Here is a 16,750-nt window from a genome sequence, read left to right as displayed (position 1 = left end):
TAATGCATGTCCATTGTCTAGCGCAGTCAGTGTGGGAGCGGGCTTGCTCGCGAATGCAGTTTTTCAGTCGACAGACAGGGTGACTGATACACCGCGTTCGCGAGCAAGCCCGCTCCCACAGGTTTTGCGTTTACAGGGTCAGGGTCAGTCGGCTGACCAGCGCACCCGGCAACAGCGATGACGAGGTGTTGCGCTGGCTGTACGTGCTCGCCGACAACAGCAATTCGCGCTCGGCAGTCAACGCTTCCAGCTGCGAGCCGAGCAGGTTGTAGGCGCTGTCGTCGAAACGCATGGTGCTGACCGGCGCCTGGATCTCGCCATTCTCGACCCAGAAGGTCGCGAAACGGGTCATACCGGTCATGCGCGCCGCCGGTTGATCCGAGTAGTTCAGGTACCACAGGTTGCTGATGTACAGCCCGGTGCCCAACTGCTTGAGGATCTCTTCTTGCGACAGATCACCGGCGGCCATGTTCAACGCACTGGGCATCTCGCCGCCGCCCGCACCGTTGGCCGCCAGGCCGTATTCGGCAGCGCTGCGCGAACCGACCAGTTGATCGCCGGCCCGTCCTTCGATGATCAGACGCAGATCGCTGCGCGGATAACCTTCGGCGGAAAACGCCGGGCTCAGCGATTCGCTGACTTTTTCATCCAGCGACAGCAATGGGCTAAATGTCTGGTCGCCGACGTAGAGCTTCTGCAGTGGACTGCTTTTGCTGGCGATCGATTGCGCCGAGAACCCGCCCCAACTGAGCATGCCCATGATTTCTTCCAGCGCTGCCGGCGCCAGATAGGCGCGGTACTGACCCGGCGCCAGAGTGCGTAACGGTCGGCCGAGAAACTCCAGCTGTTCGCGGGCCAGGGCGAAACGCCGGGCGAAACCCTCGTCGCTCCAGTCGTGCCCCGCGTAGCTGGCCTTCACCGCTTCGCCATTTTCGTGGAACAGGCTGAAGTCGAAATTGAAGCTGTTGGCTTCGTGCCAGCCGAACGCGCCGGCGGAACTGGCGAAACCGCGGCTGATCGGGCCGGCAGCATAAAAACCGACCAGATCGAGACCTTCAGCGGCAGCGCAGATTTGCCCGACGACATGTTCGGTGTCCGGCAGCGGATGCGCTTGTACGTGTGTGCTCTGCCAGCTGTTGTGATTGAGCAGCAGGTACGGATCCTGCGGCAGCAGCGGCAGGGTTTCGCGCAGTTGTTGCAGGCCTTCAGCGAGCCGTTGCAGATCGGCTTCCGGATCTCCGGACAAGGTGATTTGCAGGTCGGCATGGCGACCGTCGTCGATCAGTTTCAGGCCAACGTTGGCCTGCTGCACTTGCCCGGCCTGGCGCACCTTGGCGTGATTGAAACGCACGAATGCCGAGGCTTCGGCGGCGTAGCTGAGCGTGAACTGTTCCGGCTCGCGCACGCTGTCGCGCAACCAGTTGACCATGACCTTGAAGGCGTCGGACTGACGCTTCGAAATGCTCATCAGGCGTCTCCCCCAAACACATCAATGTTACTGAATACGCAGGCCGGCGAAGCGTGGCCGACGCGAATCACCTGGTTCGGTTCGCCCTTGCCGCAGTTCGGCGTACCCAGCACCTTGACGGTGTTGGCGTCGCCGACGGCGCGCAGGCTTTTCCAGAAGTGCGCGGAAATGGCCCGGTAGTTGGGATTTTTCACCACGCCTTTAAGTTCACCATTCTCGATCAACTGGCCCCATTCACAGCCGAACTGGAATTTGTTGCGCGCATCGTCAATCGACCATGAACGGTTGGTGCTCATCAGAATGCCGTGCTCGATACCACCGATCATCTGCTCGAGCGTCTGATCACCCGGCTCGATGTTGAGGTTGGCCATGCGGTCGATCGGCGCGCGGTTCCAGCTGCACGCGCGGCTGTTGGCAACGCCATCGAGGCCGGCGCGGTATTGCGACAACGCCCCACCCAGTGGCCGCAGCAGCAGGCCGTCGCGAATCAGGAATTGTTTGCTCGCCGCAGTGCCGTCATCGTCATGGCCGTAGCTGGCGAGTTCTTCCGGGATGCCCGGATCGAAGGTCACGTTGAGCAGCTTCGAGCCGTATTGCAGGCTGCCGAAGTCGCTGGCTTTGACGAAACTGGTGCCGGCGTAATTGCGCTCATCGCCCAGGATCCGGTCGAGTTCCAGCGGGTGGCCGATGGATTCGTGGATCTGCAGCATCATTTGATCGGGCATCAGCAGCAGGTCGCGCGGGCCTTGCGGGGTGTTTGGCGCGAGCAGCAGTTGCAGGGCCTGATCGGCGACTTGCGGACCGGCACCGACCAGGCCGCAGCGGCTGATGACATCGGCGCCACCCTGCTGGCCGAAGTTCTCGCGGCCGAGGCTGCGGGTCTGGCTGTCGTTGCCGTCGTAAGCGGTGACGTCGAGACCCGGGTAGACGAAGCGCTGCGCTTGGCGCAATTGGGCCCCGGCGCTGCTCAGGTAAATCTGTTCAACGTGGGTAACGCCAATGCTCACCTGCCAATTGACCAGGCGCTCATCCTTGGGCACCGAGGCGGATTCCGCACCAAGCAGATCGAAGCATTCGCTCAGTGACGGGAAGGGCTGTTCGAGGTTGGGTGAAAAATAATCAGCGCGGTCGCTGGAAAGCGGCTGCTCGCGCAGATCGAGCAAGGCGTGCGGCTTGAGTCGGCGGGCTTGCTGCTCGGCGCGCTCGAGCGCGGTTTGCAGGCCTTGCTGCGAGAGGTCGTTGGTCGCCGCGTAGGCTTCGACGCCATTGACGCGCACGGTGAGCATCGCCCCCTCATCGCGGCTCAAACTCGGCGGTTCGGCGACGTTCTTGCGCACCGACAGGTACTGCCCTGACTCGCGTACATACCGCAGGGAAAAAAATTCAGCGCCCGTGCGCAAGGCAGCGAAGCGCTGCTTGAGCTGGGGGTGGAAATCGAACATTCGTGAACCTCCTTGTAATGGAGTAGCGGCATGGCGACAGCGGGGAGGGGGTAATACGGTTGCGCGAGGTCTAGAGTAGGCCTGCGTGGGGGGAGGATCAAGTGAAGAGGGGGTGTATGGGGATTTACTGCGCAGCAGGGGAATTTGTGCTGAATGTGAGGGCCCCTTCGCGAGCAAGCCCGCTCCCACAGTAGATCTTCAGTGAACACAAAATTTGTGAACACCAGGATCCAATGTGGGAGCGGGCTTGCTCGCGAAGGCCGCGCCTCGGTATTACGGTTTTATTGAGTAACCGGGGTGATATCACGCATCGGCTTGCCTTTGACCGGCGCGCCGTTCGCGACGTAGTAAGCGGCATTGCTGCGCGGCAGCGGCTTGCGGCCACGGATCCTGTCGGCGATTTTCTCGGCCATCATGATCGTCGGTGCGTTGAGGTTGCCGGTGGTGATGATCGGCATGATCGAGGCATCGACCACGCGCAGGCTCTGCATGCCGTGCACACGGCCTTCACCGTCGACCACCGCCATCTCGTCGGTGCCCATCTTGCACGAGCAGGACGGGTGGAACGCGGTTTCAGCGTGCTCGCGGATGAACTTGTCGAGCTGCTCATCGGTTTGCACGTCAATGCCGGGGCTGATTTCGCGGCCACGGAACGCGTCGAGTGCCGGCTGCTGCATGATTTCCCGGGTCAGGCGGATGCCATCGCGGAATTCCTGCCAGTCCTGCTCGGTGGCCATGTAGTTGAACAGGATGCTCGGGTGCTGGCGCGGATCCTTGGATTTGACCTGGATGCGGCCACGACTCGGCGAACGCATGGACCCCATGTGCGCCTGGAAACCGTGCTCTTTCACACCGTTGCTGCCGTTGTAGTTAATCGCCACCGGCAAGAAGTGGTACTGGATGTTCGGCCATTCGAATTCCGGACGCGAACGGATGAAACCGCCGGCCTCGAACTGGTTGCTGGCGCCGATGCCGGTGCCGTTGAACAGCCACTCGGCACCGATGGCCGGCTGGTTGTACCAGAGCAACGACGGGTACAGCGAGACCGGTTGGGTGCAGGCGTATTGCAGATACAGCTCGAGGTGATCCTGGAGGTTTTCACCGACGCCCGGCAGGTCGTGGACCACCGGGATGTCGAGGCTTTCCAGCAGTTTCGCCGGGCCGACACCGGAGCGCTGCAGAATCTGCGGCGACGCGATGGCGCCGGAGCACAGCAGGACTTCCTTGCGCGCCTTGGCTTCGACGCGCTCTTCAGCGTCGCCGATCAGATAACGCACGCCGACTGCACGCTTGCCTTCGAAGAGAATCTTGTCGGTCAGCGCGTGGGTGACGATGGTCAGGGTCGAGCGCTTTTTGGCGACGTCGAGATAACCACGGGCGGTGGAAGCACGACGGCCGTTCGGCGTCACGGTGCGGTCCATCGGGCCGAAGCCTTCCTGCTGGTAACCGTTGAGGTCTTCGGTGCGCGGATAACCGGCCTGCACGCCCGCTTCAACCATGGCGTGGAACAGCGGGTTGTTGCCGGCTTTCGGTGTGGTCACGCTGACCGGGCCGTCGCCACCGTGGTAATCGTTCGGGCCGATGTCACGGGTTTCGGCTTTGCGGAAATACGGCAGGCAATCAAGGTACGACCAGTTTTCCAGGCCCGGCAGTTTCGCCCAGCCGTCATAGTCCATGGCGTTGCCACGGATGTAGCACATGCCGTTGATCAGCGACGAACCACCGAGGCCCTTGCCGCGACCGCACTCCATGCGGCGACCGTCCATGTGTGGCTCTGGATCGGTTTCATAGGCCCAGTTGTAGCGGCGGCCCTGCAGCGGGAACGCCAGCGCGGCCGGCATTTGCGTGCGGAAGTCGTAACGGTAATCCGGACCGCCGGCTTCGAGCAGCAGAACGGTGACGCCTTCGTCTTCAGTCAGACGGGTCGCCAGGGTGTTACCGGCCGAGCCGGCACCGATGATGATGTAATCGAATTCTTGGGACATTGAATGCACCCTCTTTGATAGTGGTCAGGTCTGACCTCGGCGAGTGCTGCGCACTCGAATCGCTGGCAAGCCAGCTCCCACAAGGATTGGGGGCTGCCACAGATTGATGGACTACCCCGAACCTGTGGGAGCTGGCTTGCCAGCGAAGAGGCCTTCGCGGGCAACGCAAATCTCGGGTTAGAACACCGAGACGTAATCGCCCAGCTCGACCTGTACCGATTTGATGCGGGTGAAGTTGTTCAGCGAGCTGATCCCGTTCTCACGGCCCACGCCCGACTGCTTGTAACCGCCAACTGGCATCTTCGCGTCGGACTCGCCCCAGGCGTTGATCCAGCAGATGCCGGCTTCCAGCTGATGAATTACGCGGTGCGCGCGGTTCAGGTCGCGGGTGACGATACCGGCGGCGAGGCCGAAGTCGGTGTCGTTGGCGCGGCGGATCACTTCTTCTTCGGTTTCGTAGGAGAGGATCGCCATGACCGGGCCGAAGATTTCTTCACGGACAATGGTCATGTCGTCGGTGCAATCGGTGAACACGGTCGGTGCCACGAACGCGCCTTTGGCGAATTCGCCGTCGGTCAGACGACCGCCGCCGCACAGGACGCGTGCGCCTTGTTCCTTACCTTTTTCGATGTAAGCCAGCACGCTTTCCATGTGGGCGAAGCTGACCAGCGGGCCGAAGTTGGTGTTTTCGTCTTCCGGGTTGCCGACGCGAATACGCGCAACGCGCTCAACGATCTTGGCTTCGAACGCGGCTTTCAGGTGCGCGGGTACGAATACGCGGGTGCCGTTGGTGCAGACCTGACCGGAGCTGTAGAAGTTGGCCATCATCGCGGTGTCGGCGGCGCGATCCAGGTCGGCGTCGTCGCAGATGATCAGCGGCGACTTGCCGCCCAGTTCCATGGTCACGTCCTTGAGCGACGAAGCCGAAGCGCTGGCCATGACTTTCTTGCCTGTGTCGGTGCCACCGGTGAAGGAGATTTTCTCGATGCGCGGGTGCTCGGTCAGCCAGGTGCCGACTTCACGGCCGCTGCCGGTCAGTACGTTGAACACGCCGTTTGGCACGCCGGCTTCGGTGTAGATCTCGGCCAGTTTCAAGGTAGTCAGCGAAGTGACTTCGCTTGGCTTGAAGATCATCGCGTTGCCGGCCGCCAGGGCTGGAGCGGATTTCCACAAAGCGATCTGGATCGGGTAGTTCCACGCGCCGATACCGGCGACTACGCCCAGCGGTTCGCGACGGGTGTAAACGAACGAGGTGTCACGCAGCGGGATCTGCTCGCCTTCGATGGCGGGCACCAGGCCTGCGTAGTATTCCAGCACGTCAGCGCCGGTGACGATGTCGACGTACTTGGTTTCGGAGAAGGATTTGCCGGTGTCCAGGGTTTCCAGCGCGGCCAGCTCATCGTTGCGCTCGCGCAGGATGTCGACGGCGCGGCGCAGGATGCGCGAACGCTCCATGGCCGTCATCGCGGCCCAGATTTTCTGGCCCTTTTCGGCGCTGACCACGGCGCGCTCGACGTCGTCTTTGGTCGCACGTTGCACCAGTGCGAGGACTTCACCGTTCGCCGGGTTGATGGCTTCGAAGGTGGCGTCGCTGCCGGCGTCGGTGTACGCGCCATCGATGTAGAGTTTTTGCAGTTCGAAACGGGCCATAGTGTCCTCGCAAGTGCATTGGTGGTTGGCGTTGACCACCGCGATCACGCTGCGGTGGAGTTCAGGGGCCGAGCATTTTCTGTGTGCTCTAGCTCACCTTCTTGGCCAATTGGAAATCCATGTATTCGTAAGCGATCTGTTGCGCCTGCGCCGTGTCGAAAGCGTCTCCCGACAGCGCGCCGCGCAACCACAAGCCGTCAATCAACGCTGCCAGACCTCGCGCGGCATTGCGCGCTTCTTCGAGCGGCAACACCCGACGGAACTCGCAGCACAGGTTGGAATACAGACGGTGATCGTTGATCCGCTGCAACCTGTGCAAAGACGGCTGGTGCATGCTGGTGGCCCAGAAGGCCAGCCAGGTTTTCATTGCCGGGCCATTGACCTGGCTGGCGTCGAAGTTGCCTTCGATGATCACCTGCAGATGCGCCCGTGGGCTGTCATCTGCCAGCGCCTGACGGCGCGCGGTGACGTTCTCGCTGAGGACGCTCATCAGGTACCGCATCGTGGCGGCGATCAGGCCGTTCTTGTCCTGAAAGTAATGACTGATGATGCCATTCGAGACACCGGCCAAACGGGCGATCAGCGCAATGCTGGCGTCCCCCATTCCGACCTGATCGACCGCTTGCAACGTGGCTTCGATCAGTTGTTGACGGCGGATGGGTTGCATACCGACCTTGGGCATCTTGCACATCTCCTTAGGCCTTCCGAGGGGCGAATGACGCCGATCGGATTGAGGGCCAGTCTATTTTGTTTTGATTGAACGTTCAATCAACAAAGAATAAGATCTGCGACAATTCGTCGCTGCCTACAGCTTTTTCCTACGTGTAATGACGATAAAAACCGACACCTGAAACGGCTCGAAACCTGCGCGGGGCATGGCGCGGTTCGCGATTCGATGGACGTGTTGAAAGGGCAAGACGCTCGGGACCAGGTTTCGGATGAACGTCCGCACACCGGGGCCACGAAAGCGATCAGCGCGCCATTTCGGCAGGTTCGGGCTTTTTTCGGAGTGTCTTTATATCACCCGCCGGTCGGCTGCCAACTAACCGATTGGTCGGGTTCCGTGATGCCTTGTGTTCTTCTCTCGCACTGCCTGGAGCATTTGTGCCATGAGTTCTGCCTCGCTAATAAAGACCCCGCCCGAGAAGGTGACGGTCAACGGTTGGGTGTTCTACACCTCGACCGCGTTGATTCTGTTGTTGACCGCCATTCTGATCATCGCCCCGCAAGAGGCCGGCAGAGTGTTGGGGATGGCTCAGGCCTGGTTGTCGCGCAGCTTCGGCTGGTACTACATGGTAGTGATCGCCGCGTACCTGGTGTTCGTGGTCGGTCTGGCGTTTTCCTCGTACGGCAAACTCAAACTGGGCAGCAAGGACGACACCCCGGATTTCAGTTACGGCGCCTGGGCGGGGATGCTGTTCTCGTCTGGCATCGGCATTTCGCTGTTGTACTTCGGCGCGTCCGAGCCGCTGGATCACTACTTCAATCCGCCGGAAGGCACGTCGGCCAGCAATCTGGCGGCGCGTCAGGCGGTGCAGCTGACGTTCCTGCATTGGGGCCTGCATGGCTGGGCAATCTACGCACTGGTCGGTCTGGCCGTTGCTTACTTTGCTTATCGGCATAACCAGCCGTTGGCGTTGCGTTCGGCGCTGTATCCGCTGGTCGGCGAGCGTTGGGTCAAAGGCGCGGCCGGGCATGCGGTTGACGGCTTCGGCATGTTCGTGACGCTGCTGGGGCTGGTGACCAACCTGGGCATCGGTTCGCTGCAAGTATCGTCGGGGCTGGAAAACCTGTTCGGCATGGAGCACAGCAACACCAACCTGCTGATCGTGATTATCGTCATGAGCACCGTGGCGACCATCGCTGCTGTGTCCGGCGTGGAAAACGGCATCCGGCGTCTGTCCAACCTGAACATCGTGCTGTTCAGCGGCTTGCTGATCTTCGTCCTGCTGTTCGGCCCGACGCTGCACTTGCTCAATGGTTTTGTGCAGAACATCGGTGATTACCTGAACGGCGTGGTGCTGAAGACGTTCGACCTGTACGTCTATGAAGGCGACAACGCCAAGTCCGATCGCTGGCTGGGCCTGTGGACGCTGTTCTACTGGGCGTGGTGGATTTCCTGGGCGCCATTCGTGGGCATGTTCATCGCGCGGATTTCCCGTGGTCGCACCGTGCGTGAACTGGTTGCCGGCGTGCTGTTGATTCCGCTGGGCTTCACTTTGGCGTGGCTGTCGATCTTCGGCAACTCGGCGCTGGATCTGGTGATGAACCACGGCGCGGTGGAGCTGGGCAAGACGGCACTGGAACAGCCGTCGATGGCGATTTATCAATTGCTTGAGCACTACCCTGCGTCGAAAGTCGTCATCGGTGTGTCGATCTTCGTTGGCTTCGTGCTGTTCCTGACCCCGGCCGACTCCGGCGCGGTGATGATGGCGAATCTTTCGTGCAAGGGCGGTAACGTCGATGAAGATGCGCCGCACTGGCTGCGGATTTTCTGGTCGGTAGTGATCACGCTGGTGACCATCGGCCTGCTGTTCGCCGGCAACTTCGAAGCCATGCAGACCATGGTGGTGCTGGCCGGCCTGCCGTTCTCGGTGGTGCTGATCTGCTTCATGTTCGGCCTGCACAAGGCGATGCGTCAGGACGTGCAGATCGAGCAGGAGCAGGCGCAACTGGCCGAGCGCGGACGTCGCGGTTTCAGCGAGCGCTTGACGCAACTGGATCTGCAACCGAGCCAATCGGTGGTTCAGCGTTTCATGGACAAGCACGTCACCCCGGCGCTGGAAGACGCCGCCGCGCAATTGCGCAATCAGGGCATTGAAGTGCAGACGCTGCTGGGCAAGGCCAAACGTTGCATGGGCGTGCGGGTCGAGATGGGAGAGGGCAACCCTTTCGTTTACGAAGTCAGCCTGGACGGTTATCTGGCGACCCCGACCGAATCGGCGCAGTCCGATGAAGCGCGGCAGCGTTATTACCGGGCTGAGGTGTATCTGCACAACGGCAGTCAGGATTACGACTTGATGGGCTTTACGCCGGAGCAGATTACCCGGGATGTGCTGGATCAGTTCGAGAGCCATCGGCAGTTGCTGGGTCGGGTTTATAGCTAAACACCGAGCGCGGTGTTTCTCCGGAGACACCGCATTGTTCCTTTAAAAGATCGCAGCCTTCGGCAGCTCCTTCATGGATCGCATTATCCTGTAGGAGCTGCCGAAGGCTGCGATCTTTTGATCTTCAAACAAAAACGCCGCGATCCTCTCGCGGCGTTTTCGTGTCTGCGGGTTTACCCCAGATTCTTGCCCAACAACGCGTGATACAACTCGCTGTCGCCCAGAATCCCCACCACATGATTGTCATCGTGCAGCACCAGCTTGTTGCCGGTCTGATAACGAATCTGCAGTGCGTCGCGCATGCCGATGTTCGAGTCCACCAGCGTCGGCTTGCGCTCCAGGCCTTCCACCGCTTGCCCCGGTGCCCAGTTCTGCAGGTTCAGCACTGAGCCGTTCTGACGTGCGCCTTTGATGGTGTTGCCTTCGGCCAGGTCCAGCCACGAGTCGCCGCCCGGGTCGAGGCACACCGAACCGTTGATGCGTTTACACTTGTCCAGCGTGCGCATCAGGCTGCGGCCGCAAAGCACGTTGAGCGGATTGGTGTGGGCGACGAAGGTGCGCACATAGTCGTCCGCCGGGTTGAGGACGATTTCTTCCGGCACGCTGTACTGAATGATTCGGCCGTCCTTCATGATCGCGATGCGGCTGCCCAATTTGAGCGCTTCATCGAGGTCGTGGCTCACAAACACGATGGTCTTGCTCAGCTTGCGTTGCAGTTCCAGCAATTCGTCCTGCAGGCCCTGGCGGATCAGCGGGTCAAGCGCCGAGAACGGTTCGTCCATCAGCAGAATGTCGGCGTCCATGGCCAGCGCTCGGGCGAGGCCAACGCGCTGCTGCATGCCGCCGGAGAGTTCGTCGGGCTTCTTGTTGCGCCACTGGGTCAGGCCGACCAGCTCGAGTTTCTCGTCGACCAGCTTCTTGCGTTCCTTCTCCGGCCGGCCCTGCATTTCCAGACCGAAACTGATGTTCTCGCGCACCGTCAGCCAGGGCATCAGGGCGAACTTCTGAAACACCATGGCGATGCGTTTGGTGCGCATCATCTTCAGCTCGGCGGGCGTGCAGGACGCGATGTCGATCTGGCGGTTTTCATGTTCGACGAACAGCTTGCCGCGGCTCACGGTATTGAGGCCGTTGATGCAGCGCAGCAGGCTCGACTTGCCCGAGCCGGACAGGCCCATCAGCACGCAGATCTCGCCTTTGTTGATGTCCAGCGTGGCTTTCTCCACGCCGACGATCTGGCCGGTCTTCTTCAGGATCTCGTTGCGGGTCATGCCCTGATCGAGCAGCTTGAGTGCCTCGCGCGGGTCCTTGGAGAAGATTACGTCGACGTCTTCGAAGCGAATTATGCTCATGCGTCACCCCCTACTTTGGCGTCGGGTTGTTTGCAGATACGGTCGAGCATGATCGCCAGCAGTACGATTGCCAGACCTGCTTCGAAGCCCAGCGCAATATCAGCAGTGTTCAGTGCGTTGACCACCGGTTTGCCGAGTCCGTCGGCGCCGACCAGTGCCGCGATCACCACCATCGACAGCGACAGCATGATGCACTGGGTGATGCCGGCCGCGATGCTTGGCATGGCGTGCGGCAGTTCGATCCTTGAGAGCAATTGGCGACGCGAGCAGCCGAAGGCCTTGCCGGCGTCCATCAGTTCTTGCGGGACATCGCGGATGCCCAGGTAGGTCAGGCGGATCGGCGCCGCGATGGCGAAGACCACCGTGGAGATCAGGCCCGGGACCACACCCAGCCCGAAGAGGGTCAGGGTAGGAATGAGGTAAACGAAGGTCGGTACGGTCTGCATCAGATCGAGCACCGGCCGCATCATGGTGTAGAACATCGGTTTGTGCGCGGCGACGATGCCCAGCGGCACGCCGATCAACACGCAGACCAGGGTGGCGAACAGCACCTGGGCGAGAGTTTCCATGGTTTCCTGCCAGTACCCCAGGTTGAGGATCAGCAGGAACGAGGCGACCACGAACGCGGTCAGGCCCCACTTGCGTTGAATCAGATGGGCAATGATGGCAATCAGGCCAATCAGCACCAGTGGGTTGAACCAGGTCAGCGCAAACGTCACGCCGTGGATCATCGTTTCCAGTGTCACGGCGATTGCGTCGAAGGTGTTGGCGCCGTGTTGCGTCAACCATTCGACGAAGCCCGCGATGTACTGGCCTAAAGGTATTTTCTGATCAATCAGCATGGTAGTGAACGTCCGCATGCAAGGAAATTAACAGCCCGGGCAGGCACGCCTGCCCGGCATAAGCGGTGCCTTTCAAATCAAGGCGCGAGCTTGGCTTTCACGGCCTCCAGGCCTGGTTTACCGTCAATGGTGGTCACGCCAGCGAGCCAGGTATCGAGCACCTGTGGATTCTTTTTCAGCCAGGCCTTGGCGGCCGCGTCAGGCTTCATCTTGTCGTCGAGGATGTTGCCCATCAGTTCACTTTCCATGTCGACGGTGAATTCCAGGTTTTTCAACAGCTGACCAACGTTGCTGCATTCTTCGGCGTAACCCTTGCGGGTGTTGGTCGCCACGGTGGCCGCACCGAAATCGGGGCCGAAGAAATCGTCGCCGCCGGTCAGGTATTGAATCTTGAAACGCTTGTTCATCGGGTGCGGTGCCCAGCCGAGGAAGACCACGGCGGTGTCGCGCTTCTGCGCCCGGTCGACTTGCGAGAGCATGCCGGCTTCCGATGATTCGACCATTTTGAAACCGGCCGTCTTCAGACCGAAAGCGTCCTTGTCGATCATGCTCTGGATCAGGCGGTTGCCGTCGTTGCCCGGCTCGATGCCGTAGATCTTGCCGTCGAGCTCTTTCTTGAATTTGGCGATGTCGGCGAAGTCATGCAGACCTTTGTCGTACAGGGCTTGCGGCACGGCGAGGGTGTACTTGGCGCCCTTGAGGTTGGTGCGCACGGTGTCGACAGTGCCGGCATCGCGATACGGCTTGATGTCGTTCTCCATGGTCGGCATCCAGTTACCGAGAAACACGTCCATGTTCTTGCCGTCGGCCAGCGACTTGTAGGTCACGGGCACGGAGATCATGGTGGTTTTGGTCTTGTAGCCGAGGGCGTTGAGAACAACGGAGGTGGTGGCGGTGGTCGCGGTGATGTCGGTCCAGCCGACATCGGAGAAGTTAACGAGGCTGCACTGGGCCGGTTCTGCGGCTTGCGCCAGTAACGGCAGACTCAGCAGGGCGGCCAACAACAACGACGGGGAACCTTTCATGGATGGACTCCTTGGTGTTTTTTTTGGCAGTGTTCCGACTGTGGACCACCGCACTTATGGGTTGCGGTTGGTGGCGTTCTGAAGACAGCTCTACCGCAGCGCCTTGCAATCGAGTCATCCCGATCATGTACCAGTGAAAATCTGACGCCTACAGGGAGGGTCGTATCCAGTACAGGGATGGTCGCTTCCAGTGTCGGTGACGTCGCTTACAGCTTTTTTCCGCCCTCGATGGCCTTCTGATCTGCATAAAAACGGCGCATTTGCGGGGCTAAACCGTAACGACGCTGCTGGACATGAGTGCGTCGGTGTCAGACGCCGTGCGCGCCGACAAAAGCCCGATGATGCCGGCATTCGGCGGATCGCAGCTAGAGCGTAGCAGCTCCGCCAGCGGGCGCTTTGGCCGCCCGGTCCGGTATTCTCAGGAGCTCTGCAGCAATGGCTATCAGCGTTTTCGACCTGTTCAAAATCGGCATCGGCCCTTCCAGTTCCCACACCGTCGGGCCGATGCGCGCCGCCGCACTGTTCGTCGAGTCGCTGCGCGGCAAGCATCAGCTGGAGCAGGTGCGCCGGATCGAGGTGCAGTTGTTCGGTTCGCTGTCGGCCACCGGCATCGGTCACGGCAGCGATAACGCGGTGATCATGGGCCTGATGGGCGAATGGCCGGACGCCATTGACCCGGCGCAGATCGGCCCGCGCATTCAGGCGCTGCGCGAGACCGACACGCTTCTATTGGATGGCAGCCTGGCGGTGCCGTTTGTCTGGGCGCGCGACATGCGCCTGATCGATGAAAACCTGCCGTTCCATCCCAATGCCATGACTTTCGTTGCCGAGGGGGATCACGGTGAGTTGCATCGCGACACCTACTATTCGGTCGGCGGCGGCTTTGTCGTGGACGAGGCGCAAGCGGCCAGCGGTGTAGTCGACCTCGACCGCACCGAATTGCCCTACGACTTCTCCAGCGCGGTCGAGCTGCTGCAGTTGTGCAAAACGCACAACCTGCGCGTCGCCGAACTGATGATGGCCAACGAAAGGGTCTGGCGCAGCGAAGAAGAAATCCGCGCCGGGCTGATGAAGCTGTGGCGGGCGATGCAGGATTGCGTCGAGCAAGGCCTCAAGCACGAAGGCATTCTGCCCGGCGGCCTGAACGTGCGGCGGCGTGCGGCGAAGTTGCACCGCAGCCTGCAAGAGCTGAATAAGCCCAATGTCATCGGCTCGACCCTGAGCGCGATGGAGTGGGTCAATCTGTTCGCCCTGGCCGTCAATGAAGAGAATGCCGCCGGCGGGCGCATGGTTACCGCGCCGACCAACGGCGCGGCGGGGATCATCCCGGCGGTGCTGCACTACTTCATGAAATTCAGCGAGGCAGTCACCGACGCCAACGTCGTCGACTATTTCCTCGGCGCGGCGGCGGTCGGCATTCTGTGCAAGAAGAATGCTTCGATCTCTGGCGCGGAGGTCGGTTGTCAGGGCGAGGTCGGTTCGGCCTGCGCCATGGCGGCGGCAGGGCTGGCGGAGATTCTCGGCGCCACCCCTGAACAATTGTGCAACGCAGCGGAAATCGGCCTGGAGCACAACCTGGGCCTGACCTGCGACCCGGTCGGCGGGCTGGTGCAAGTGCCGTGCATCGAGCGCAATGCGATTGCGGCGGTGAAGGCGATCAATGCGGCGCAGATGGCCCTGCGCGGCGATGGCCAGCACTTCATTTCCCTGGACCGGGTGATCCGCACCATGCGTGATACCGGCGCGGATATGCATGACAAATATAAAGAGACCTCGCGGGGCGGGTTGGCGGTCAGTGCGGTTGAGTGCTGAGTCAGCAGCACCGAGTTGAATGCTTCGCGAGCAAGCCCGCTCTCACATTTGAACCCTGGGGTTCACACATTTTGTGTTCACTGGAGATCTACTGTGGGAGCGAGCCTGCTCGCGAAGGGGCCAGACCAGTCAAAACTGCTCACCAAACGATCACCGAAATTCAACCGCGCCACCTTTTGGCGCGTCGCAATCAGATAAGAGTGGTTGTCAGTCGTGACCGATGAGTCGCTATCAGACCGTTCATCGACCGTGCTTGCGGTGACACTCTTTGCAAAACCGCTCCAGCCCTGTTCCCACAAGTGCTACCGATCTGCTCACGGAGCGCGGAGCAGGGCGTTCTCGACACTTGATGGCACTTCGAAATGCCCTGTTCGCAGGTCTCGAATAGACACGTCGCGAGGTCGTTTTCAGGAGTTATTGAATGGCCATCCAACTTTAGGCATGGCAATTGCTCTGTCATAACAAAGCCTGCTTCCCTTGTGAGAACGCCGGCAATAACAAGAGCCTCCGCCTGAGGCCACCACCCGCTTTGTGTGAGGAGATACCGCGATGACGACGTTCAACTCCGGGGCCCAACCCCAGAACCGTGCGCCTCAATCCATCGGCTTTCTGCTGCTGGACAATTTCACGCTGATTTCCCTGGCGTCCGCCGTTGAGCCGCTGCGCATGGCCAACCAGTTGTCCGGTCGCGAGCTGTATCGCTGGAGCCCCCTCACCGTTGACGGCGGCCAGGTCTGGGCCAGTGACGGGCTGCAGATCACCCCCGACGCCTCCATGCACAAAGCCCCGCCACTGGACATTGTTATCGTCTGCGGCGGGGTCGGCATTCAACGCACCGTGACCCGTGAACATGTGTCCTGGCTGCAAAGCCAGGCGCGCCAGTCCAAGCGGCTTGGCGCGGTGTGTACCGGTAGCTGGGCGCTGGCCTGCGCCGGCCTGCTCGACGGCTTCGATTGCAGCGTGCACTGGGAATGTCTGGCGGCGATGCAGGAAGCGTTTCCGCGAGTGGCCATGAGCACACGCCTGTTCACCCTCGACCGTAACCGTTTCACCAGCTCCGGCGGCACCGCGCCGCTGGACATGATGCTGCACCTGATCAGCCGTGATCATGGCCGCGAATTGTCGGCAGCAATCTCGGAAATGTTCGTCTATGAACGCATCCGCAATGAACAGGATCACCAGCGCGTGCCGCTCAAGCACATGCTCGGCACCAACCAGCCGAAGCTGCAGGAAATCGTCGCGCTGATGGAAGCCAATCTGGAAGAGCCGATCGACCTCGATGAACTGGCGGTGTATGTCGCGGTGTCGCGTCGACAGCTGGAGCGGCTGTTCCAGAAATACCTGCACTGCTCGCCGTCGCGTTATTACCTGAAGCTGCGGCTGATCCGCGCCCGGCAACTGCTCAAGCAGACGCCGATGTCGATCATCGAAGTGGCGTCGGTGTGCGGTTTCGTTTCTACGCCGCATTTCTCCAAGTGCTACCGCGAATATTTCGGCATTCCGCCGCGTGACGAGCGCGTCGGCTCCAACACCACCCAGCAAGTGGCAATGCTGCCACTGCCGCAGGCCATCGTGATGTCACCGCTGTCGGGGCCGATGTCGGCGTTGAGTCAGGCGCGTAATGAGTCGACGTTTGCCAGCGTAAGGCTGTAAACCGAGTCATCGTTCTTCGCGAGCAAGCCCGCTCCCACATTGGAATGCATTTCAAATGTGGGAGCGGGCTTGCTCGCGAAGAGGACCTGTCAGGCGCTATGACTTTGCTGATAGTCCGCGAGTGCCGGCAACAACTGCTTGTCGATCGCCTGACGCACCGCCGGCTGAATGCTCGCGCCACTGGTGTACATGTCCTTGACCATCTTGCGCAGTTCAAAGGCGCGCACGTTGTCCAGCCCGCGCACCGCACACTCGCAGGCCTGCTCGGCGGTGGTACCGCTCGGCACCTGAATACCCAAGGCCTTGAGCTGGCCCAACAGATCTTCCTGGTCAATCAAATCGGCGTACATCATCACGCAAATCCTTCTGTGGCAACGGAGGTCTTGGCTCGATTCTGGTGGCCCCGACCGGACG

General features: G+C 60.9%; 12 protein-coding genes. 3 read left to right on the top strand and 9 right to left on the bottom strand.

Annotated features, from left to right (window positions below; translation table 11 throughout):
- Positions 1–130 precede the first annotated feature (130 nt).
- The 5 genes from CXF97_RS22245 to betI all read right to left on the bottom strand — a co-directional run bounded on the left by CXF97_RS22245 (position 131) and on the right by betI (position 7,227).
- Positions 131–1,468 carry a TldD/PmbA family protein gene (locus CXF97_RS22245; RefSeq protein ID WP_101161092.1) on the bottom strand — a complete coding sequence of 446 codons (1,338 nt, stop codon included), beginning with the start codon at positions 1,466–1,468 and terminating at the stop codon, positions 131–133.
- Positions 1,468–2,910, bottom strand: a complete 1,443-nt coding sequence (locus CXF97_RS22240; RefSeq protein ID WP_101161089.1) for a TldD/PmbA family protein — start codon at positions 2,908–2,910, stop codon at positions 1,468–1,470. Before CXF97_RS22240 ends, CXF97_RS22245 begins: the two co-directional genes overlap by 1 nt.
- 281 nt (positions 2,911–3,191) lie before the next feature.
- Entirely contained in the window at positions 3,192–4,895 is a 1,704-nt protein-coding gene (gene betA, locus CXF97_RS22235) for a choline dehydrogenase (RefSeq protein ID WP_101161086.1), read from the bottom strand.
- A gap of 177 nt (positions 4,896–5,072) precedes the next feature.
- Positions 5,073–6,545, bottom strand: coding sequence for a betaine-aldehyde dehydrogenase (gene betB / locus CXF97_RS22225; protein WP_101161083.1), 1,473 nt, complete (start codon positions 6,543–6,545; stop codon positions 5,073–5,075).
- Between the two features lie 88 nt (positions 6,546–6,633).
- Positions 6,634–7,227 carry a transcriptional regulator BetI gene (gene betI / locus CXF97_RS22220; RefSeq protein ID WP_101161080.1) on the bottom strand — a complete coding sequence of 198 codons (594 nt, stop codon included), beginning with the start codon at positions 7,225–7,227 and terminating at the stop codon, positions 6,634–6,636.
- Between the two features lie 427 nt (positions 7,228–7,654).
- Between betI and betT the strand changes: the two genes are divergently transcribed.
- On the top strand, positions 7,655–9,652 hold the full coding sequence (betT, locus tag CXF97_RS22215) for a choline BCCT transporter BetT (protein WP_101161077.1): 1,998 nt from the start codon (positions 7,655–7,657) through the stop codon (positions 9,650–9,652).
- Between the two features lie 173 nt (positions 9,653–9,825).
- Here the strand turns inward: betT and choV are convergent, their stop codons facing one another.
- The 3 genes from choV to CXF97_RS22200 form a co-directional block, all read right to left on the bottom strand.
- Positions 9,826–11,004 (bottom strand): choline ABC transporter ATP-binding protein, encoded by a 1,179-nt coding sequence (choV, locus tag CXF97_RS22210; protein WP_034153601.1) that lies wholly within the window; start codon positions 11,002–11,004, stop codon positions 9,826–9,828.
- Positions 11,001–11,846, bottom strand: a complete 846-nt coding sequence (gene choW / locus CXF97_RS22205) for a choline ABC transporter permease subunit (protein ID WP_016772805.1) — start codon at positions 11,844–11,846, stop codon at positions 11,001–11,003. The genes choV and choW overlap by 4 nt, the downstream gene beginning before the upstream one ends.
- 77 nt (positions 11,847–11,923) lie before the next feature.
- Positions 11,924–12,871, bottom strand: a complete 948-nt coding sequence (locus CXF97_RS22200) for a choline ABC transporter substrate-binding protein (RefSeq protein WP_090287010.1) — start codon at positions 12,869–12,871, stop codon at positions 11,924–11,926.
- Positions 12,872–13,306: 435 nt separating this feature from the next.
- Between CXF97_RS22200 and CXF97_RS22195 the strand changes: the two genes are divergently transcribed.
- Entirely contained in the window at positions 13,307–14,683 is a 1,377-nt protein-coding gene (locus CXF97_RS22195) for an L-serine ammonia-lyase (protein WP_101161074.1), read from the top strand.
- Positions 14,684–15,232: 549 nt separating this feature from the next.
- The gene (locus CXF97_RS22190) at positions 15,233–16,336 is read left to right on the top strand and encodes a GlxA family transcriptional regulator (RefSeq protein ID WP_101161071.1); all 1,104 of its coding nucleotides are present in this window, start codon (positions 15,233–15,235) and stop codon (positions 16,334–16,336) included.
- 89 nt (positions 16,337–16,425) lie between these two features.
- On the opposite strand, the gene CXF97_RS22185 is transcribed toward CXF97_RS22190, so the two are convergent.
- The gene (locus tag CXF97_RS22185) at positions 16,426–16,689 is read right to left on the bottom strand and encodes a hypothetical protein (RefSeq protein ID WP_008083190.1); all 264 of its coding nucleotides are present in this window, start codon (positions 16,687–16,689) and stop codon (positions 16,426–16,428) included.
- Positions 16,690–16,750 lie beyond the last annotated feature (61 nt).

This window comes from Pseudomonas sp. Choline-02u-1 (assembly GCF_002836515.1).
Taxonomy (GTDB): Bacteria; Pseudomonadota; Gammaproteobacteria; order Pseudomonadales; family Pseudomonadaceae; genus Aquipseudomonas.
Note: the sequence above shows the minus strand (reverse complement) of the source record. Positions and strands in the feature narration are given on the sequence as shown.